Origin of the sequence: Pseudomonas sp. NBRC 111140 (genome assembly GCF_001320885.1) — a bacterium.
Taxonomy (GTDB): domain Bacteria; phylum Pseudomonadota; class Gammaproteobacteria; order Pseudomonadales; family Pseudomonadaceae; genus Aquipseudomonas; species Aquipseudomonas putida_P.
In genome coordinates, this window is the sequence record NZ_BCBQ01000037.1 from 19,692 (window position 1) to 40,247 (window position 20,556).

20 protein-coding genes are annotated in these 20,556 nt (G+C 62.8%); 10 read left to right on the forward strand and 10 right to left on the reverse strand.

From position 1 onward, the window contains the following. Positions 1-4 precede the first annotated feature (4 nt). Positions 5-316, reverse strand: a complete 312-nt coding sequence (locus tag APH42_RS14170) for a DUF2288 domain-containing protein (protein WP_012273837.1) — start codon at positions 314-316, stop codon at positions 5-7. 359 nt (positions 317-675) lie between these two features. Here APH42_RS14170 and APH42_RS14175 point away from each other — a divergent pair, with 359 nt between their 5' ends. The 8 genes from APH42_RS14175 to nhaA all read left to right on the forward strand — a co-directional run bounded on the left by APH42_RS14175 (position 676) and on the right by nhaA (position 9,589). Further along, on the forward strand, positions 676-1,791 hold the full coding sequence (locus APH42_RS14175; protein ID WP_060493569.1) for a branched-chain amino acid ABC transporter substrate-binding protein: 1,116 nt from the start codon (positions 676-678) through the stop codon (positions 1,789-1,791). A gap of 185 nt (positions 1,792-1,976) precedes the next feature. Further along, positions 1,977-2,900 carry a high-affinity branched-chain amino acid ABC transporter permease LivH gene (livH, locus tag APH42_RS14180; protein WP_003254876.1) on the forward strand — a complete coding sequence of 308 codons (924 nt, stop codon included), beginning with the start codon at positions 1,977-1,979 and terminating at the stop codon, positions 2,898-2,900. Further along, positions 2,897-4,153 (forward strand): high-affinity branched-chain amino acid ABC transporter permease LivM, encoded by a 1,257-nt coding sequence (locus APH42_RS14185; protein ID WP_012273839.1) that lies wholly within the window; start codon positions 2,897-2,899, stop codon positions 4,151-4,153. The genes livH and APH42_RS14185 overlap by 4 nt, the downstream gene beginning before the upstream one ends. Further along, positions 4,150-4,917, forward strand: coding sequence for a high-affinity branched-chain amino acid ABC transporter ATP-binding protein LivG (gene livG / locus APH42_RS14190; RefSeq protein ID WP_012273840.1), 768 nt, complete (start codon positions 4,150-4,152; stop codon positions 4,915-4,917). The genes APH42_RS14185 and livG overlap by 4 nt, the downstream gene beginning before the upstream one ends. Next, positions 4,918-5,619, forward strand: coding sequence for an ABC transporter ATP-binding protein (locus APH42_RS14195; protein ID WP_003254879.1), 702 nt, complete (start codon positions 4,918-4,920; stop codon positions 5,617-5,619). A gap of 106 nt (positions 5,620-5,725) precedes the next feature. Then, the gene (locus tag APH42_RS14200) at positions 5,726-6,400 is read left to right on the forward strand and encodes a COG3650 family protein (protein ID WP_012273841.1); all 675 of its coding nucleotides are present in this window, start codon (positions 5,726-5,728) and stop codon (positions 6,398-6,400) included. 103 nt (positions 6,401-6,503) lie between these two features. Beyond that, on the forward strand, positions 6,504-8,111 hold the full coding sequence (locus APH42_RS14205) for an NAD(P)/FAD-dependent oxidoreductase (protein ID WP_060493570.1): 1,608 nt from the start codon (positions 6,504-6,506) through the stop codon (positions 8,109-8,111). 302 nt (positions 8,112-8,413) lie between these two features. Then, the gene (nhaA, locus tag APH42_RS14210; protein ID WP_012273843.1) at positions 8,414-9,589 is read left to right on the forward strand and encodes a Na+/H+ antiporter NhaA; all 1,176 of its coding nucleotides are present in this window, start codon (positions 8,414-8,416) and stop codon (positions 9,587-9,589) included. Between the two features lie 69 nt (positions 9,590-9,658). On the opposite strand, the gene APH42_RS14215 is transcribed toward nhaA, so the two are convergent. Continuing rightward, on the reverse strand, positions 9,659-10,123 hold the full coding sequence (locus tag APH42_RS14215; protein WP_009684613.1) for a glycine zipper 2TM domain-containing protein: 465 nt from the start codon (positions 10,121-10,123) through the stop codon (positions 9,659-9,661). Positions 10,124-10,270: 147 nt separating this feature from the next. Between APH42_RS14215 and APH42_RS14220 the strand changes: the two genes are divergently transcribed. Next, positions 10,271-10,504 carry a hypothetical protein gene (locus APH42_RS14220; protein ID WP_012273844.1) on the forward strand — a complete coding sequence of 78 codons (234 nt, stop codon included), beginning with the start codon at positions 10,271-10,273 and terminating at the stop codon, positions 10,502-10,504. Positions 10,505-10,618: 114 nt separating this feature from the next. On the opposite strand, the gene pdxH is transcribed toward APH42_RS14220, so the two are convergent. From pdxH to dinG, 5 genes are all read right to left on the reverse strand, one after another. Further along, positions 10,619-11,266: a pyridoxamine 5'-phosphate oxidase gene (gene pdxH / locus APH42_RS14225; protein ID WP_012273845.1), complete on the reverse strand. Its 648-nt coding sequence runs from the start codon at positions 11,264-11,266 to the stop codon at positions 10,619-10,621. Positions 11,267-11,284: 18 nt separating this feature from the next. After that, positions 11,285-12,262 (reverse strand): OmpA family protein, encoded by a 978-nt coding sequence (locus APH42_RS14230; RefSeq protein WP_012273846.1) that lies wholly within the window; start codon positions 12,260-12,262, stop codon positions 11,285-11,287. 99 nt (positions 12,263-12,361) lie between these two features. Next, positions 12,362-13,507, reverse strand: coding sequence for a serine hydrolase domain-containing protein (locus tag APH42_RS14235; RefSeq protein WP_060493571.1), 1,146 nt, complete (start codon positions 13,505-13,507; stop codon positions 12,362-12,364). A gap of 109 nt (positions 13,508-13,616) precedes the next feature. Further along, entirely contained in the window at positions 13,617-15,851 is a 2,235-nt protein-coding gene (locus APH42_RS14240) for a beta-galactosidase (RefSeq protein ID WP_060493572.1), read from the reverse strand. Between the two features lie 79 nt (positions 15,852-15,930). Beyond that, positions 15,931-18,075, reverse strand: coding sequence for an ATP-dependent DNA helicase DinG (dinG, locus tag APH42_RS14245; protein ID WP_012273849.1), 2,145 nt, complete (start codon positions 18,073-18,075; stop codon positions 15,931-15,933). A 98-nt stretch (positions 18,076-18,173) separates the two neighbouring features. On the opposite strand from dinG, the gene APH42_RS14250 reads away from it, so the two are divergent. Beyond that, complete coding sequence (locus APH42_RS14250; RefSeq protein ID WP_060493573.1) at positions 18,174-18,638, forward strand: CopD family protein; 465 nt, start codon at positions 18,174-18,176, stop codon at positions 18,636-18,638. 71 nt (positions 18,639-18,709) lie between these two features. On the opposite strand, the gene APH42_RS14255 is transcribed toward APH42_RS14250, so the two are convergent. From APH42_RS14255 to APH42_RS14265, 3 genes are all read right to left on the reverse strand, one after another. Continuing rightward, on the reverse strand, positions 18,710-19,468 hold the full coding sequence (locus APH42_RS14255; protein WP_060493574.1) for a hypothetical protein: 759 nt from the start codon (positions 19,466-19,468) through the stop codon (positions 18,710-18,712). After that, positions 19,461-19,736: a DUF1145 domain-containing protein gene (locus tag APH42_RS14260; RefSeq protein ID WP_012273852.1), complete on the reverse strand. Its 276-nt coding sequence runs from the start codon at positions 19,734-19,736 to the stop codon at positions 19,461-19,463. The genes APH42_RS14255 and APH42_RS14260 overlap by 8 nt, the downstream gene beginning before the upstream one ends. 98 nt (positions 19,737-19,834) lie before the next feature. Then, on the reverse strand, positions 19,835-20,554 hold the full coding sequence (locus APH42_RS14265; RefSeq protein ID WP_060493575.1) for an OmpA family protein: 720 nt from the start codon (positions 20,552-20,554) through the stop codon (positions 19,835-19,837). Between the last annotated feature and the right edge of the window lie 2 nt (positions 20,555-20,556).

Here is a 20,556-nt window from a genome sequence, read left to right on the forward strand (position 1 = left end):
AAGATCACGCCTCTTCCGTGTGCTTCACCTGGATCACGATGAACGGCGAAACCACCACCGCCCAGATCTCTGGATCGCGGCTTTGCAGGTCCAGTGCCTGCTCGGCCGAGACCGGCCCAACGGTGCCATCACTACGCCACTTGGCGAAGATCTCGCTGCGATTCTCGGCCATCGCTTCGGCAACGGTGATCAGGTCCAGGCTGGGGTCGACCCAAATCAGGTCACCCTTGGCCCAGAAACGTTCCAGTGCTTTCCACTCGATGATTGCCGTCTCGCCAAGCAATTTGGCATAGAGGGTGCTTGTTTGATCAGTCATGGGTGGTATCCGCAAAAATCGCCAATTAAAAAAGGCCGGCATTTTTGCAGAAAAACCCGGTTTCAAATATGTAATTTGGTCGATTGACCCCGAAGTTGTGGGGCGGGGTCGCAGATGCAGGCAGTTTGATGGCGCCTTTCTGTATCTTTCTGTCGATCAAGCGACAACCCAGGAAGCAGGCACTTTTCGACCGCTTTTCAAGCGCTCGAACAGCGCTCTACACTGTACCGGTACAGTTCCGGGACATGTTCCGGGGGAAGGTGGGCTTGCGCGTTGGCACAGCCACGCCGCAAATCCCGCCCGGTCTGTAGCCCTGGCCGCCAGGACTATAAGAATTACAACAGAATGAGTGGAGCACTATGATCAAGATTTCCAAGCTGTTCGCCGCAATGGTTCTGGCCGGGGTAGCCAGCCATTCGTTTGCCGCCGATACCATCAAGATCGGCATCGCCGGTCCTAAAACGGGTCCTGTGACCCAGTACGGCGACATGCAGTTCATCGGCGCCAAGCAAGCCATCAAGGATATCAACGCCGCGGGCGGCGTCGATGGCAAGATGCTCGAAGCCAAGGAATACGACGACGCCTGCGACCCTAAACAGGCCGTGGCAGTCGCCAACAAAGTGGTCAACGACGGCGTCAAGTTCGTCATCGGTCACCTGTGCTCCAGCTCCACCCAGCCAGCGTCCGACATCTACGAAGACGAAGGCGTGATCATGATCACCCCGGCCGCCACCTCGCCGGAAATCACCGCCCGTGGCTACAAGCTGATCTTCCGTACCATCGGCCTGGACAGCGCCCAGGGCCCAGCCGCCGGCAACTACATCGCCGACCACGTCAAGCCGAAAGTGGTTGCGGTACTGCACGACAAGCAGCAGTACGGTGAAGGCATTGCCACCGCGGTCAAGCAAACCCTCGAAGCCAAAGGCACCAAGGTTGCCGTCTTCGAAGGCCTGAACGCCGGCGACAAAGACTTCTCCTCGATCATCCAGAAGCTCAAGCAGAACAACGTCGACTTCGTCTACTACGGCGGCTACCACCCAGAGCTGGGCCTGATCCTGCGCCAGGCCCAGGAAAAAGGCCTGAAAGCCAAGTTCATGGGCCCAGAGGGCGTGGGTAACGACTCCATTTCGCAGATCGCCCAGAACGCCTCCGAAGGCCTGCTGGTCACCCTGCCGAAGTCGTTCGACGCCGACCCTGAGAACAAGAAGATCGTCGACGCCATCAAGGCTGACGGCAAGGACCCAAGCGGCCCGTTCGTATTCCCGGCCTACTCGGCTGTCGAGCTGATCGCCCAAGGCATCAAGGCCGCCAAGTCCGACGACACCGACAAGGTGGCTGCTGCCATCCACGCCGGCTCGTTCAAGACCCCTACCGGCACCCTGTCGTATGACGAGAAAGGCGATCTGAAAGACTTCAAGTTCGTGGTCTACGAATGGCACTTCGGCAAGCCGAAGACCGAAGTCTCCCCTCAGTAACTGCGTGACTAAATAGCTGACCGTAGAAGCCCACTGTGCGAGCAGTGGGCTTTGTTTTACGAGGTTCATGGGCCCGATCCCCGCGATCCGGGGCGGGCTCACCTGAAAATCTTAAAACCGTCACCCGCGGTTTCCTGGCCTACCCCCGCCAGCGAAATGCAAATCAGGTTTTTAGGAGCGCTGTAATGCCTGAGATCTACCATTTCTTCCAACAACTGGTTAATGGATTGACCATCGGCAGCACCTATGCCTTGATCGCCATCGGCTACACGATGGTGTACGGCATCATTGGCATGATCAACTTCGCCCATGGCGAGGTGTACATGATCGGTTCCTACGTGGCCTTCATCGCCCTGGCGGGCCTGGCCATGATGGGCATCCATTCGCTGCCGATCCTGATGACCGTCGCCTTTGTCGCGACGATCTTCGTCACCAGTGCCTATGGCTACAGTATCGAACGGGTTGCCTATCGCCCTCTGCGCAACAGCAACCGGTTGATTCCGCTGATTTCCGCCATCGGCATGTCGATCTTCCTGCAGAACACCGTCTTGCTGTCGCAAGACTCCAAGGACAAATCCATCCCCAACCTGATCCCCGGCAGCTTCTCCTTCGGGCCAGGCGGTGCTGAAGAAGTACTGATCAGCTACATGCAAGTCCTGGTGTTCGTGGTCACCCTGGTGGCCATGACCCTGCTCACCCTGTTCATCTCCCGCTCCCGCCTGGGCCGCGCCTGCCGCGCCTGCGCCGAAGACATCAAGATGGCCAACCTGCTGGGCATCAACACCAACAACATCATCGCCCTCACCTTCGTCATCGGTGCCGCCCTGGCAGCCGTGGCAGCCGTGCTGCTGAGCATGCAGTACGGGGTGATCAACCCCAACGCCGGTTTCCTGGTGGGCCTGAAGGCCTTCACTGCGGCGGTGCTGGGTGGCATCGGCAGCATTCCGGGCGCCATGCTCGGCGGGCTGGTGCTGGGTGTAGCGGAAGCCTTTGGCGCCGACATCTTCGGCGACCAGTACAAGGACGTGGTGGCATTCGGCTTGTTGGTTCTTGTCTTGCTGTTCCGGCCGACCGGCATTCTGGGCCGCCCGGAGGTTGAAAAAGTATGAACAAAAATCTCAAACAGGCGTTCTTCAGCGCCTTGCTGGTATGGGCCGTGGCCTTCCCGGTACTGGGCCTGAAACTGAGCATCGACGGCATCAGCCTGGCCGTGCACAGCCAGGGCTCGTTCACCATCAGCATCATCGCCGTGTGTTCGGTGCTGATGTTCCTGCGTGTGCTGTTCGACAAGCAGTGGAGCTCGGTGATGGGCCGCCGTTCGGATCGCAAGCTGATCCCGCCGGCCGTCAGCAACTACCTGACCCTGCCCAAGACCCAGCGCTATGTGATCATCGGGTTGATCGTGGCGGCACTGGTGTGGCCGTTCTTCGGCTCGCGCGGTGCGGTCGACATTGCCACGTTGATCCTGATCTACGTGTTGCTGGGCCTTGGCCTGAACATCGTGGTTGGCCTGGCGGGCCTGCTCGACCTTGGCTATGTCGGCTTCTACGCCGTCGGCGCCTACAGCTACGCCATGCTCTCGCACTACCTGGGCTGGAGCTTCTGGGTGTGCCTGCCGATTGCCGGCCTGATGGCCGCCACCTTCGGCTTCCTGCTTGGCTTCCCGGTACTGCGCCTGCGGGGTGACTACCTGGCGATCGTGACCCTCGGCTTCGGCGAGATCATCCGCCTGTTCCTGCGTAACCTCACCGACTGGACCGGCGGCCCCAACGGCATCAGCAACATCCCCAAGCCGGAGTTCTTCGGCCTGACCTTCGAACGCCGCGCCGCCGAGGGCATGCAGACCTTCCACGAGTTCTTCGGCCTGGAATACAACTCGATCAACAAGGTCATCTTCCTCTACCTGGTGGCCCTGCTGCTGGCGCTGCTGGCGCTGTTCGTCATCAACCGCCTGCTGCGCATGCCGATCGGCCGCGCCTGGGAAGCCCTGCGCGAAGACGAGATCGCCTGCCGCGCACTGGGCCTCAACCCGACCGTGATCAAACTCTCGGCGTTCACCCTGGGTGCCTGCTTCGCCGGTTTCGCCGGTAGCTTCTTCGCCGCGCGCCAAGGCCTGGTGACGCCGGAGTCGTTCACCTTCATCGAGTCGGCGATCATCCTCGCCATCGTCGTGCTTGGCGGCATGGGCTCACAACTGGGCGTGATTCTCGCGGCCATCGTGATGATCCTGCTGCCCGAGCTGATGCGTGAGTTCAGCGAATACCGGATGCTGATGTTCGGTGCGCTGATGGTGTTGATGATGATCTGGCGTCCGCAAGGCCTGCTGCCTATGCAACGTCCACACATGGAGCTGCGTCGATGAGCCGCGAAATTCTGCAAGTCAGCGGCCTGAGCATGCGCTTCGGCGGCTTGTTGGCGGTCAACGGCGTGGGCCTGACCGTCAAGGAAAAACAGGTGGTGGCGTTGATCGGCCCCAACGGCGCCGGCAAGACCACCGTGTTCAACTGCCTGACCGGTTTCTACAAGCCCAGCGGCGGCACCATCCTGCTCGATGGCCAGCCGATCCAGGGCCTGGCCGGCCACCAGATCGCCCGCAAGGGTGTGGTGCGGACCTTCCAGAACGTGCGCCTGTTCAAGGAAATGACCGCGCTGGAAAACCTGCTGATCGCCCAGCACCGCCACCTCAACACCAACTTTTTCGCTGGCTTGTTCAAGACCCCGGGCTTCCGCCGCAGCGAAAAGGAGGCCATGGAACGCGCGCAGTACTGGCTGGAAAAGGTCAACCTGACCGAGTTCGCCAACCGTACCGCCGGCACCCTCGCCTACGGCCAGCAGCGCCGCCTGGAAATCGCCCGCTGCATGATGACCCAGCCACGCATCATCATGCTCGACGAACCGGCCGCGGGCCTGAACCCGAAGGAAACCGAAGACCTCAAGGCATTGATCGCCTACCTGCGCGAGTCGCACAACGTCACCGTGCTGCTGATCGAGCACGACATGAAGCTGGTGATGAGCATCTCCGACCATATCGTGGTGATCAATCAGGGCACCCCTCTGGCCCACGGCACACCGGAAGAGATCCGCGACAACCCTGATGTGATCAAAGCCTACCTGGGGGAAGCGTAAATGCTGAAGTTCGAAAACGTTTCCACCTTCTACGGCAAGATCCAGGCGCTGCACAGCGTCAACGTGGAAATCAACCAGGGCGAGATCGTCACCCTGATCGGCGCCAACGGCGCCGGTAAGTCGACGTTGCTGATGACCCTGTGCGGCTCGCCGCAGGCGCACAGTGGCAGCATCAAGTACCTGGGTGAAGAACTGGTCGGCCAGCCGTCCTCGCACATCATGCGCAAGAGCATCGCCGTAGTGCCGGAAGGCCGCCGCGTGTTCGCCCGCCTGACCGTAGAGGAGAACCTGGCGATGGGTGGTTTCTTCACCGACAAAGGCGATTATCAGGAGCAACTGGACAAGGTGCTGCAGCTGTTCCCGCGCCTGAAGGAACGTTACATCCAGCGTGGCGGCACCATGTCCGGTGGCGAGCAGCAAATGCTCGCCATTGGCCGGGCGCTGATGAGCAAGCCCAAGCTGCTGCTGCTCGACGAACCTTCGCTGGGCCTGGCACCGATCATCATCCAGCAGATCTTCGACATCATCGAACAGCTGCGCCGCGATGGCGTGACGGTGTTCCTGGTGGAGCAAAACGCCAACCAGGCGCTGAAAATCGCCGACCGGGCGTATGTGCTGGAGAACGGCCGGGTGGTGATGCAAGGGACAGGCGAAGCGCTGTTGACTGACCCGAAGGTGCGCGACGCGTACCTTGGGGGTTGATCGGGAAAGGGCCTTCGGGCCCTTTTTCATGCCTGCTGACTTGTGATCCCAGCACACCCTGCGTAACGTGGCCAGCTCTTTGGCAAAGATCCCCGGAGCCCGCCCCATGCGCCTCACCCCCACCCTGCTGCTCACCGCCCTGCTGCCCCTGTTCGCCGGCTGCCAGCTCATGGCCAACGCCCCAAGCGACCCGAACATCGGCACCACGCGCATGCAGGGCGAACTACGTGCCGCCAACGGCCAGTTGCTGTTCAAGCCATGCAGCGAAAACCGCACGTTCGTGATCAATGATGTCGGCGCCACTGGCATCCTGCAGGAGGCCGCCAACCTTGCCAAGGACGCCAATGACAAGCTGTTCGCCGACGTCCGTGGTCGCCTGACCGGCAGCAAGCAGGCCAACAACGACGGCCAGCTGGAAGTGCGTCGCCTGTACCGCCTGGAACCCTCCGCCCGTGCCTGCGAAGACCCCAACTTCAAGCAGCTAACCCTGCGCGCCGACGGCCAGGAGCCGTTCTGGGCGGTGAAAGCTAGCGGCAAGGGGATGATCATAGAGCGCCCCGGCAAAGACCCGCTGCCCCTGCCGTTCCTTGAAGAAGAAGTGCCCGGCGGCGGCCTGACCCTGAGCAGCGAAGCCAACGGTCAGCACGTGGAACTGTGGGTCGCCCCGCAACGCTGCGTCGACAGCATGAGCGGCGCCGTGCGCCACCTGCGCGCCGAACTGCACATCGACGGCAAGACCTTGCAAGGCTGCGGCTACTACGGTGGCGCACGCGACAACTGATCGCCGGGCACTTTTATCCTGCCAGTCAGGGCGGCGAACAGCTTATACTTGGCGGTTTGTGTAAAGCCGCCGGCCGTCCATGGCCGGGATACTGGACCCTGCCATGCTACGAATCACCGAACTGAAGCTGCCCCTGGACCATCCTGACGAAGCGCTGCGTGAAGCCATCGTCCAGCGCCTGGGCATCCGCGACGAGCAATTGCTCAGCTTCAACCTGTTCAAGCGCAGCTACGATGCGCGCAAGAAGAACAGCGAACTGCTGTTCATCTACACCATCGATCTGGAAGCCAGCAACGAAGCCGAACTGCTCAGCAAGTTCGCCGACGATCGCAACATCAGCGTGGCACCAGACGTGACCTACAAGTACGTCGGCCACGCCCCGGCCGACATGCAGGAGCGCCCGATCGTGGTCGGTTTCGGCCCGTGCGGCATCTTTGCCGGCCTGCTGCTGGCACAGATGGGGTTCAAGCCGATCATCCTCGAACGCGGCAAGGAAGTGCGCCAGCGCACCAAGGACACCTGGGGCCTGTGGCGCAAGAGCGTGCTCAACCCAGAGTCCAACGTGCAGTTCGGCGAAGGCGGCGCCGGCACCTTCTCCGACGGCAAGCTGTACAGCCAGATCAAGGACCCGCAGCACCACGGCCGCAAGGTACTGGAAGAGTTCGTCAAGGCCGGTGCCCCGGACGAAATCCTGTACATCAACAAGCCGCACATCGGCACCTTCCGCCTCACCGGCATGGTCGAGCAGATGCGCCAGGACATGATTGCCCTGGGTGCCGAAGTGCGCTTCCAGGAGAAGGTCACCGACCTGCTGGTCGAAGATGGCCAGTTGACTGGCGTGGTACTGGAGAGTGGCGAGCAGCTGCACTCGCGCCATGTGGTCCTGGCCCTTGGCCACAGCGCCCGCGACACCTTCCGTATGCTGCACGCCAAAGGCGTGTACATGGAAGCCAAGCCATTCTCGGTCGGCTTCCGCATCGAGCACCCGCAAACGCTGATCGACAAGGCGCGCCTGGGCAAGTACGCCGGCCACCCCAAACTCGGTGCCGCCGACTACAAGCTGGTGTACCACGCCAAGAACGGCCGCTCTGTATACAGCTTCTGCATGTGCCCAGGCGGCACCGTGGTCGCGGCTACCAGCGAGCCGGGCCGAGTCGTTACCAACGGCATGAGCCAGTACTCGCGTAACGAGCGCAACGCCAACTCCGGCATCGTCGTCGGCATCGACCCCGAGCGCGACTACCCGGGTGGCCCGCTGGCCGGTATCGAGCTGCAGGAACGCCTGGAGGCCCATGCCTACGTGATGGGTGGCAGCAACTACCAGGCCCCGGCGCAACTGGTGGGTGACTTTGTCGCCGGCCGGCCATCGACCGCACTGGGCAGTGTCGAGCCGTCCTACAAGCCGGGCGTGACCCTGGGTGATCTGGCGCCAAGCCTGCCGGACTTCGCCATCGAGGCGATCCGTGAGGCACTGCCGGCATTCGACCGCCAAATCAAAGGCTACAACCTGCATGACGCGGTGTTGACCGGGATCGAAACGCGTACCTCGTCGCCCCTGCGCATTACCCGGGGTGAGGATTACCAGAGCCTGAACCTCAAGGGGCTGTTCCCGGCGGGTGAAGGCGCCGGCTACGCGGGCGGGATTCTGTCCGCGGGTGTGGATGGTATCCGCATTGCCGAGGCGGTAGCACGGGATATGCTCGGCCTCTGATTGCTTGAGGCCTTCCATGGCCTCTTCGCGGGTAAGCCAACTCCCACAGGGGTAGCGATGTCACTGTGGCAACGGGCTTGCCCGCGAGAGGGCGCTGGCAGACTTCAGAATAACCCGGCCCCAAGACCAGCCTTCCCCTCACCCCCTCCTCCTCCATCTGCATCTGCATCTAGGCTTCACTAAGCCAAGGCAGCAACACCATATAACAAAAACGAATATAGTTTTTGTTTTAAAGAATATCGCCACAGGCTAGGGTGTACGCCCGTACCATTCGTAAACTGCTCATGGAGAGCCTATAGCCCGTGCGTAGCCTGTTCACCCGTTTTTTCCAGCTTGAAGCCGCCAGCGGCCTGCTGCTGATCGCCGCCGCCGTTCTGGCCCTGATCATCAACAACTCGCCACTGTCCTACCTGTACAGCGGGCTGCTCGACGTGCCCGTCGCCGTCCAGATCGGCGCGCTGAACATCGCCAAGCCATTGCTGCTATGGATCAACGATGGCCTGATGGCCCTGTTCTTCCTGCTGATCGGCCTGGAGGTCAAGCGCGAGGTGGTCGACGGCCACCTGTCCAAGCCATCCCAGGTAATCCTGCCTGCCACTGCTGCCGTTGGCGGCATGGTGGTGCCGGCACTGATCTACTGGTTCATCAACCGTGACAACCCGGCGGCCGTGGCCGGCTGGGCGATCCCAACTGCCACCGACATCGCCTTTGCCCTCGGCGTGCTGGCGCTACTGGGCAAGCGCGTGCCGGTGTCACTGAAGCTGTTCCTGATGACCCTGGCGATCATCGACGACCTGGGTGCGATCATTGTCATCGCCCTGTTCTACTCCGGTACCCTGTCGAGCGTATCGCTGCTGCTGGCGGCGGCCTGCCTGGTGGTGCTGATAGCGATGAACCGGCTTGGCGTGGTCAAGCTTGGGCCATACATGGTCATTGGCCTGATCCTCTGGGTATGCGTGCTCAAGAGTGGCGTGCATGCCACCCTGGCCGGTGTCGCCCTGGCCTTGTGCATCCCACTGCGCACGCGCAACGCCGAAACGTCACCGCTGCTGGCCCTGGAACATGCCCTGCACCCTTGGGTGGCCTATGCCATCCTGCCACTGTTCGCCTTCGCCAACGCCGGCGTTTCGCTGGCTGGCATGACCGTAGAAAGCTTCACCCACCCCGTGCCGATGGGCATCGCCGTCGGCCTGTTGCTGGGCAAAACCGTAGGTGTTTTCGGCCTGACATGGCTGGCGGTGAAGCTGCGCCTCGCCGCGCTACCTGCTGGTGCTGGCTGGGGGCAAATACTGGGGGTGGCGATACTCTGCGGCATTGGCTTCACCATGAGCCTGTTCGTTGGCTCGCTCGCCTTCTCCCCAGGCAGTAGCGAATACGCCGGTATGGACCGCATGGGGATTCTTACCGGCTCGTTCTTCGCCGCAGTGATCGGCTACGCCGTCACCGCCATGGCCAGCCGCAAGCCCCGTGTTGGTTGATTTGGCTGAGGCATGAAAAAACCCCGACTGGCAGCAGCCAGGTCGGGGTTTTGTTTTACTGCGCTACGGTCAGTGCGAAACGCGGCTGGTACCGTCAACGGTCATGATGCGCACGCGGTCACCCACGCGGAAGATTTCGTTCTCCTGCACGGCCTGCACATAGGCGCGCATGCTGCCGTCGTCTTCACGTACGGTAATTTCGACACCTTGGGTACGAGTCAGGCCTTCTTCGGCAGCGGAGCCTGCCAGGCCACCGGCAACAGCACCGATCACCGCAGCGACGATGCTGCCACGGCCACCGCCAACGGCGCTGCCAGCAACGCCACCCACGATGGCACCAGCACCACCGCCGATCGGGGTCTTGGTACCCTCGATCTTGACTGGGCGCAGGGACTCGATGGTGCCCATACGCACGGTTTGCACGCGGCGGGCCTCGTCACGGGAGTAGCTGTCACCGGTCAGGCTCGAGGCACAGCCTCCCAGCAGCAGCGACATGGTGGTAAAGGTCGCCACCAGCAAAGCGGATTTACGCATGGGTAAAGTCTCCATAAGTCAGGTGCTCATTAGACGCTGCACATTGACGGCTGTCACGGTACAAACGTAATAAAATTGTTTTCATTCAGCCGGGGTACAGCCTGCCGGGCTGTGTCGAAGGCCTTTCAAGTGAGACCAAGGATAGCCATGGATTACTTCATCGTCGTGGTCGCCACCGTTGCGGGGCTGTATTTCCACGGGTGGCTGTATGTGCGCATGCGTCGCTGGATGGACCGCGACCTGGCGTTGTCGCTGGCGGGTGCCGATCCTGATAAGCGCGCGTTCATGCTGGAAAGGTTGGAACAGGCGCGACAGGAGAAGGTGGGACGCAAGCAACTGGCAGGGTGGTTGGAGCGGGAAGCGGCGGAGTATCCGGGGTAGCCTGATCGATCGTCGTGGCCGCTTTGCGGCCCTATCGCGACACAAGGCCGCTTCCACAGGTACAGCGCGATCGCCTCTGTGGGAGCGGCCTTGTGTCGCAGCAGCCCCGGGACCTCAGGGCGCCAGCCGCTCCCGCTGCCATTGCCCATTCACGAACCGGTAATTCAACCGGTCATGCAAGCGGCTCGCCCGCCCCTGCCAGAACTCGATGCGCTCAGGCAACAAACGGTAGCCCCCCCAATGCTCAGGGCAGTGCGGCTGGGTGTCGGAAAAGCGCGCTTCGGTAGCCTTGACCAGGCCCTCGAGCTCTTCACGCCCGGCAATCACCCGGCTCTGCGGCGAGGCCCAGGCCCCCAGGCGGCTGCCCAGCGGGCGCACCTGATAGTAGGCATCCGACTCCTGCGCCGAGACCTTCTCCACCCGCCCTTCGATGCGCACCTGGCGCTCCAGCGCCGGCCAGAAGAAGGTCATGGCTGCAAAAGGGTTGGCCTGCAATTGCTGGCCCTTGGCGCTTTCGTAATTGGTGAAGAAAGTGAAGCCCTGCTCGTCGAGCCCCTTCAGCAACAATACACGGCAATGCGGGCGGCCTTCGCCGTCCACGGTGGCCAGGGTCATGGCGTTGGCTTCCACCGGCGCCTGCTCGGTTTTCACCGCATCGGCGAACCACTGGTGGAACAGGACGAACGGCTCCCCCGGCGCCTGGGCTTCAGCCAGGCCATCACGGGTGTAGTCGCGGCGCATATCGGCCAGGGATTGGGTCATTGCTGCGTTCCTTGACGATCAGTTGGTCTTCGCAGGGCTATTGGCAGCTACTTTTTTATCGGCGGTAGCTTTCTTGGCAACAGGCTTGGCCGGCGCCGCTTTCTTCTTGGCTGTTGCCTTCACAGGTGCTTTGGCCTTGGCCACGGGCTTCTTCGCCGCAGGCTTGGCAGCCGGCTTGTTGTCGGTGGCCTTGGCAGCAGGTGCCTTGGCATCCTGTACCGCCACCATCGAGGTCGGCGCAGGTGCCGGAGCAGCCTGCTGATACTTGGCCAACAGTGCGACCATGGTGTTTTGCGGGGTCAGCAGCATTTCCACGCGGCGGTTCAGGGAGCGGCCCTCGGCGCTGTCATTGGCCGCACGCGGCATCACCGAGCCCATGCCCTTGAGGGTCAGGCGGTCACGCTGCAGGCCGCTGAGGCGGAAGATGGCCGATACCGAAGCGGCGCGCTCCAGGCTGAGTTTCTGGTTGGCAGCGGCAGCACCGCTGCTGTCGGCATGGCCCAGTACCAGCACGGCAGTCTTGGGGTCACCTTCGACGGTCTTGGCCACGCGGGTGATCGGGCCGAGGGTCATGGGCAGCAGCATGTTCGGGCGGTCAGGGTTGTACGAGCTGTCAACCGGCAAGGTTACCGCCAGCACATTGTCGCGGCGCTCAAGCTCCAGCTTGCTGTCCTTGATCGCTTCGCGCAGCTTAGGCTCGTATTCGTCCAGCCAGGCCTGGGTGGCCTTCTGGTCAATTTTCGGCACCACGGGGCCCTTGGCCTGCTTGTCATCGCCACCAAACGGCCACCACCAACGGCTGGCGCTCTCCGATTTGGCGTCAGCCTTGGCCACGTTTTCAGTGACGGCTGCCTTCACTTCCTGCTCGGCGACCTTGTCCGAACCGAAAGGCCACCAGTTGGAGCCACCTTCCTTGGAGCCGTCCGGGGAGTGGCTGGCGCAGCCGGTAACGGCGGTCAGGCACAGGGCGAGTGCTAAGGTTTTATGTGAAGACATCAGCGATACACCATGAAATAGAAAGATATTTTGCCTAGGCACTTCAGGCGTTGGCATTGAGGATAGTCAAAGGGGGTGGGCAATACCCGCATTACCCGATCAAAGGCAACTGGCAAGGACGCGTACCAACTTTTGCGCGCGTGGGTCCATCAGCACATAAGGGCCGAGGGTATTGACCACGAAACCGAAGGCCACATCGTGCTCCGGGTCGGCAAAACCGACCGAACCACCGGCACCGGGGTGGCCGAAGGCGCGGGCGCCGAGGCCAAAGGTGGCGTTGGCCACCTCGGGCTGGTCGAGCATGCAGCCCAGGCCAAAGCGGGTTTGGGTGAGCAAGGTACGGTCCTGACCCAGGCTGTGTTCACGGGTCAGTTCATCGAGCAGTTCAGATTCGAGCAGGCTGCCGTCAAGAAGCCCGGCATAGAAGCCCGCCAGGCTGCGTGCGTTGCCATGGCCATTGGCCGCTGGCTGTTGCATACGACGCCATTCAGGCTTGTTGGTACTGGTCAGGATCGCCGGCGGGTTGGTGAATGCACGGGTCGACAACGCCTCTGGCTCACGCATGGTTACCTGTAGCAAGCGCTGCGCTGCGGCATCCCCCGGGTTGCCTTTGCCACGGGCGATATGCGCCACGCGGTGGAACTCTTCGTCTGCCAGGCCAACGTGGAAATCCAACCCCAACGGGCGGGCGGTGCGGGCCACGATCGAGTCGCCAGGGCCACGGCCATCGGCGCGGCGAATCAGCTCGCCGATCAGCCAGCCGTAGGTGATGGCGGCATAGCCGTGTTCGGTGCCGGGTGTCCACCAAGGTGTCTCGGCCGCCAGGGCATCGACCATGGTCTGCCAGTCGTACAATGCCTCGGCCGGCAGCAGCTCGCGAATCGCCGGCAAGCCGGCACGGTGGCTGAGCAGTTGGCGCAAAGTGACCGACTGCTTACCGGCCTGGGCGAACTCGGGCCAGTAGTTGGTCACCGGGGCATCGAGGGCCAGCTTACCCTCGCCGACCAGTTGCAGGGCGGTGACGGCGGTGAACGTCTTGGTGCAGGAGAACAGGTTGGCGATGGTATCGCTGTGCCAAGCCTGCTGGCCGTCTTTGTCGGCACTGCCGGCCCACAGGTCAATAACGGTTTCGCCCCCCACCTGGATGCACAGTGCGACACCACGCTCCTGGGGATCATCGAACAACGCGGCAAAGGCTTCGCGCACGGCTTCGAACTTCAGCTCATAGTGACCCTGGATCTGCACCCGCTGTACTCCGTACGACCATGTCCAAAAAAGGTGTGCATTGTTTCAGTAGTTGGGTGTTTTGCAAACTGGCTTGGGCCAAATGGTCGCGACGAACGGTAACTGGCGCTCAGGGCGCCGGTTTATCCAGCAGCGCTCGCAATTGGCCCATGGCCTGCAGGTTGCTTTTGCGCACGGCGTCAACAAACCCTGGGTACGGCACATCGGTGATGGCCACCAGTCCAAGGTGACCGTTTTCGCCGTCAAGCAGGCGACCGCTGGCCGGCTGATCGAGGTACTGGAACCAGTGGGCGCCAACGATCATCGGTTGCGCCAGGGCGGCCTTGAGGAAGTTGCCGTAGGCCGGGCCGCGATCCTCTTCCCGCGCCAACTCCAGCGGCCCCGGCCAGAACGGCCCGCGATCGCGCGAGCCGAACTGGAACTCGGACACCAGCACCGGCTTGTCCAACTCGGCCAGGCGAGCGAAGTCGTAACCGTCCTGAGGCTTGAGGGTATAGAAATTGAAGCTGAGCACATCGCAGAACTCTGCACAGGCTTTGACCGCTTCTGGCGTGCTGATGGCATAGCGGCCACCCAACAGCAGGTGATTGGGCGCATGCCACTTCAACGAATCGGCAATGGTCTTGAAGTAGGTCTCGGCAAATACCTGTTGGAAATGCTGGTAATCACGTTCGATTTCCGGGTGCTCCGGGTTGGGCAACGGCGCCTCGAAGCCTGGATCTTCCATCAGTTCCCAGGCGGCCAGCTCGATGCCCCAGGCCTTGGACAGCCCTTCCTGGTTGCGATACTTGTCACGCAACTGCTTGAGGAATGCGCGCTTGGCCGGCACGTCGGTGGTCAAGCGCAAGGTGCCGTAGGCCAGGCCGTAACGGGCTTTGGGGTCGCTTCCGGGAGCAGCCCAGGCCAACTCGTTATCGGCGAAGTAACCGATCAGCCAGGGGTCGTCACGGTGATCGCGGGCGGCAATGGCCACTGCACGCTCGGTGGCCATGGCGAAACGCGGGTCAAACGGATCGGGCATGCTGCCCCACCAGTCCATGCCGGTACTGATGCTGGTGTAGTCGCCCACGATCGACAGCGGCACGGTGTATGGCAGGCGCCTGGCCTGACCAAGGGCAGGCTCGCTCCAGTTGCCGATGGTGTTGAAACCCCAGGCCTGCAGGCGGTCGAGCGCGTGCGTCTGCCAGCGGGCCGCATCCAGCGCCAGCGGTGGGCAGTTGGCGGGCTGGCCCTCCACTGCGGGCGGGCAGGGTTTGCCATAGGTACGTTGAAGGTTGGCAGCATAGAAGTCGAACCAGCGCCCCTGTTTGAAATTGCGCCCTTGCGACGAGGCATTGCCATCGTCGTTATTGCCCTCGCCATAGAAAGCGGCCAGTGCATTGCCCTCAGCGGGCAGGGCCTTGAACATGCCTTCACGCCCAGCGACATAGGTACGCCCGCCGTCTGCCGCCACGGCGTTTACCCCCAGGGAATAGAAGGGGTGCCCTTCCGGCGTTACCAGGTACCAACGGCCATCACGCTTTTCGGTGCGGAAGAAGCCTTTGGCGGCGAACGCCGGCCCGGCCAACAGGCCGCCGTAAGGGTCCAGCTGCTGTTTGCCGCGCTCTGTCAGCCAGCCCTTGAGCTGTTGCTGTTCACGGGTATCGGCTGCCTTGAGCTGTTCGTCATTGGTAACCTTCTCAGGCCAGTTACCGCGCGTGGACTGGCCATAGGTATCGATCAGCTCATGGTAGGCAGCCTTGTAAGCCTGGTCGTCATCCTGAATGCCGACTCGCTCGATCAGCAGGTTTTGCGCGACCTTGGGGTTGGGAATGCTCAGGCTCACCGAGGCCACCTGCTTGAGGTCGACTGCCCCGGCGCTGCTGGTCAGCAGCAGGCGCTGCCCGCCATAGTTCCAGGGCATCGGCGGGCCGGCACGCATGCCCTGGTTCAACGGTGAACTGGCTGTCAGCGGCACCATCACGGTTTGCGCGGGGCCGGCCGGCAGGTCGATACGGCTGGTCAAGGTGCGGCCATCGCTGCCTTGCACCGTGACATCCACGGTCAGCGCCCAATCCATGGCACTTTGCAGGCGTAAGGTCAGGAACTGCCCGGCGGACCAGTCCCACGCCCCGCCTTGCGGGCTCAGGCGCAAAGTCGGCCGCTGGGCCGGGTTGAACACCACACGCCGCAACACTTCGCCCTCGGCCGTCTGCTCCGCGTTGTACTGCGGCATGCCGGCATCCTCGGTCACCACATTGACCACCGAGGCCGGGCGCACGAAGCTGAACAGCGTCTGCTGCCCGGCCAGCAAGGGCGAGCTGAACAACAGGGCGAAAACGGCGGGCAGGGTACGGCGGACCATAAGGCTGGGGCTCTCCTTCAGGGCCGTCATGGCCCAAGACTGAGTAATGGACAACGCGCCGGAGCAAGTGCTCCGGTGCTCAGGAAATCTCCCGCCGGAACGGCGGCAGCGCATTGAGAATAGCCTTGCCGTAACGCTGGGTGACCAGACGCCGATCGAGCAAGGTGATGACGCCGCGATCCTGCTCGGTACGCAGCAGGCGGCCACAGGCCTGGATCAACTTGAGCGACGCGTCCGGCACGGCAATTTCCATGAACGGGTTGCCGCCGCGGGCCTCGATCCACTCCGACAAGGCAGCCTCCACCGGGTCGTCGGGCACGGAGAAGGGAATTTTGGCGATGACCACGTGCTCGCAGTACGCACCCGGCAGGTCGACACCTTCGGCAAAGCTGGCCAGGCCGAACAACACGCTGTGCTGGCCATCATCGACCCGTGCCTTGTGCTTGTTCAGGGTTTCCTGCTTGGACAGGTTGCCCTGGATCAGCACCAGCTTACGCCAGTCGCGGTCCAGGCCGTCGAACACATCCTGCATCTGCTTGCGTGACGAGAACAGCACCAGCGCGCCACGGGCATCTTCGACGATGTTCGGCAGTTCGCGGATGATCGCCGCCGTGTGCGCCGCCGCATCGCGTGGGTCGGCCTGCAAGTCCGGGACCCGCAACAGGCCGGCATCGCCATGCACGAACGGGCTGGGGACCACACAGGTGACGGCATCTCGCGGCAAGCCCGAGCGCATGCGGAAGCGATCGAATTTGCCGAGCGCGGTCAACGTCGCCGACGTTACCAAGGCGCCATGGGCAACGCTCCACAGGCTGCGGCGGAGCATTTCGGCAGCAAGAATGGGGCTGGCGTTGACTTCGATGTCGAACATCGCACCGCTTTCGGCCAACGTCAGCCAACGGGCCATGGGCGGGCTGTCTTCCGGGTCTTCGGCGGTAAAGGCCGTCCACAGTTCCCAGTTGCCCTGGGCACGGGTGACCAGGCTGCCGAACAGCGGATACCATTCTTCGGCCTGGTGGCTGGCAATGCCGATGCTCACCTCACCGTCCATCCCTTCCTTGAGCAGGTCGGCCAGGCGGGTGAACAGGTCGTTGAGGCGGGCGAAGCCCTTCTTCAACTCGATGCCCACCTCGCGAATCTGTTCTGGCACCACCCCACCCTCAAAACGGTAGCGCGGGCGCTCACGGCCTTCGGTGTCCTCGCTGGGGCGGAAGTCGGCCACCTGTTCGCACAGCGTGAACATGAACTGTTGTTGGGTGCGCACTTCCCGCGCCAGCTCCGGCACCTGCTCGATGTATTTGCCCAGGTCACCGGGCAGCGGGTGCTGGGCCAGAAGCTTGGTCAGGTTCTTGGCCGTCTGCTCAAGCCAGTCGCCCGTGGAACGCAGCCGCGAATAATGGGCGAAGTGGCCGATGGCCTTGTCTGGCAGGTGGTGGCCTTCGTCGAACACGTACATGGTATCGCGCGGGTCGGGCAATACCGCACCACCGCCCAGGGCCAGGTCGGCCAGGACCATGTCGTGGTTGGTGACGATCACGTCGACCTTGCCCATGCCTTCGCGGGCCTTGTAGAACACGCACTGCTGGAAGTTCGGGCAATGACGGCCCGTGCACTGGCTGTGGTCGGTGGTCAGGCGTGCCCAGTCCTGGTCTTCCAGGGCCTCGGGCCAACTGTCACGGTCACCGTCCCAGCGGTTGCCGGCGAGCTTCTCGATCATGCTGTTGAATAGCTTCTGGCTGCGTTCGTCGACTTCGATACGGAAGCCTTCTTCTTCGAACAACTGGGCGGTGGCCGACTGGGCATGGCCTTCCTGCAGCAGGATGTCGAGCTTGGACAGGCACAGGTAGCGGCCACGGCCCTTGGCCAGGGCAAAGCTGAAGTTGAGCCCGCTATTGCGCATCAGGTCGGGCAGGTCCTTGAAGACGATCTGCTCCTGCAGGGCCACGGTGGCAGTGGCTATCACCAGGCGCTTGCCGGCGGCCTTGGCGGCCGGAATGGCGGCCAGGCTGTAGGCCACGGTCTTGCCGGTACCGGTGCCCGCTTCCACGGCCACCACGGCTGGCTCACCGGCACGCCGGCCTTCATCGTCGCAGGCAATGTCGCCAAGCACCTTGGCCACTTCGGCGATCATCAGGCGCTGGCCGTAGCGCGGCTTGAGGCTCTTGGCTTCGAGAAAACGCGAATAGGCGCCCTGAATAGTGGCTTTGAGTTCGTTGCTGATCATGGTCTGCAGGCGCCCGGAGGGCTGGATATATTTTCAGTGTTTCACACGGGGCGGCTATCATACCCCGCTATTGCCCTTTGTGCCGCATGGAGATCCGGATGCTCGCCTTTGCCCTGCCCTACACACTGCATGTTCTAGCCGCCCTGGTATGGGTCGGCGGCATGTTCTTCGCTTGGCTGGTGCTACGCCCGGCAACGGTTGCAGCCCTTGAAGGGCCTGCCCGCCTGCGCTTGTGGGTGGAAGTTTTCCGACGTTTCTTCGGCTGGGTCTGGCTGGCGGTGGCAATCTTGGCGATAAGTGGTATCGGCATGTTGCACATGCGCTTCAGCGGTTTCGAGACCGCGCCTAAGTACGTGCAGGTGATGATCGGTGGCGGGATCGCCATGTTTGCCCTGTTCATGCGCATTCAGGCGTTGCTGCTGCCAGAACTGAAGGCGGCGGTGCTGGCCGAAGATTGGCCAACGGGTGCGGCGGTGCTGGGGCGGATTCGGCGGATGGTGGGTATCAACTTGCTGCTGGGCCTGGCCGTGGTGGCTGTGGCCAGTTCGCGCCTGATGATCTGACAGGTTTCACGCGGTCCCTGCAGGAGCGGCCCATCACGACACAAGGCCACTTCTACAGGGGACAGCGAGGCTCAAAGGGGCTGCAGAATCAGCTCACCCGCAGCGCCAGCCAGGCCGGGCTGGCCCGGCTGGCCCGGTCGCCCATTGGCCCCAGCATCGGTGCTGTACACCAGGCACCCTTTGCTCGCCCCACCTTTACCGGCCTTGCCTGCCGCCCCTGGCTTACCCGGTGCACCGCCATCCAGTCGCACGACAATGCGCTCTTGCGGGAAGCCCTGCGGCACGCTCAGGCGAATACGCCCACCCGGCGCACCATCATGCCCGTTGCCACCATCATCACCATTGGCACCCCGGCTGGCCTGGCCCCAGGTGCAGCCACCGGCCTGGCCGTTGGCACCATCCAGGCCCACATAGCCCGGCGCACCAGCACCGCCACGGGCATCGATCGCTACTCGCTCGGCATCCAGCTCAGCCAGTTTCAGGTCCAGGCTACGGCCTGAACGGGCTGCACGCTGGTAACTGCCCGCTGCCCCCGGTGCACTGAATTCACTGCCTTCGCCCAACCGCGCGCTGCGCGCTTCTATCAGCAACGGGTTATCGGAAGGTGCAATGGCGATACGCGCATCACGCCCCAGTTCAAGTTGGTCGACCTTCAGTTCCGCGAGCGAGGCAGGCAACAGCAGGGTCGCCGCATCAGCGACACGCAGGTGCGTGAGGTGCACACTGGCTGACTTATCGGGCAGGCGCAGCATGGAATTGGCAGCGACTTCCAGGCTTTCGGCCTGGGCAAGGGGAGCGGCCAACATGGCCAGCAACATCAGATTACGCATTACGCGGCGCCTCCTGCGCACGGGGAATGGACATGACATGGAAGATACCCGTCAGCAGGATCTGCAACCGGTCGAACCAGCGGTGGCTGCGCCCACGCAGGCTGCCATTGAAGAACAGCACTTCGAGCAGGTGCAGGCCGAACAGGAAAATACCAGCGGCATTGATCAGCAGATTGAAGGGCAAGGGTTGTGGCATCAGCTGATTGAACAACACCACACCCCAGAAAGCGACCGTCAGGACCTTGCCCAGGCCCAGGATGAACTTCATACCCCGCCCCTATCGATTGTTGTTATGTCGAGACGCCCCGATCGAGCGGGCCGTGCGCGCCACATTAACTGCAATGCCAAGGCAGGCGCCAGCACCACTCAGTTGAGGTGCAGCTCCACCCGTCGGTTGCGCGCGCGGCCCTCCTCGGTTTCGTTGTCGGTGACCGGCTCGCTTTCGCCACGGCCCTGGCTGGTGACCTTGCCCGCCTCCAGGCCCTGGCCAATCAGGTACTCGGCCACGCTGCTGGCGCGGCGTTCGGAGAGCGCCTGGTTGTAACTGTCGGAGCCCACATTGTCGGTGTGCCCGATCACACGGACCTTGGCCACGGTTGGTGAATCGAGTTTCGCCACCAGGCCTTGCAGGCGTTGCTGGGCCGCCGGCGTCAGGTCGGCGGAATCGAAGGCGAACATCACCGCGCCGTTGTCATCGAGGATGATCACCTCGGGCGAGGGTTCGGCCGCAGTGGCCGGCGGCGCGGCAGGGTACTCCTTCAACGGGCAGCCCATGTGGTCGACCGCCGTATTGGCCGGGGTATCAGGGCAATGGTCGCGGCGATCGAAAATACCGTCGCCGTCTTCGTCACCGTCCTGGGCATAGCAAATCAGCCCTCCGGCGATGGCGCCCAGGGCACCGCCACCGGCGGCCCAGGTAGAACTTTCGATGGCACCCAGGCCACCACCGACCAAGCCGCCCAGCAGGCTGCAGATGGGCCAGGTCCTTTGGTTGAGTGGCGCGCTGCCATCGCTGTGCGTGGCGCAGCCCGCAAGCAGGCTGGCAGCCACCAACAGCGGCAATGCCGCCTTCGACGTCACACTCATGC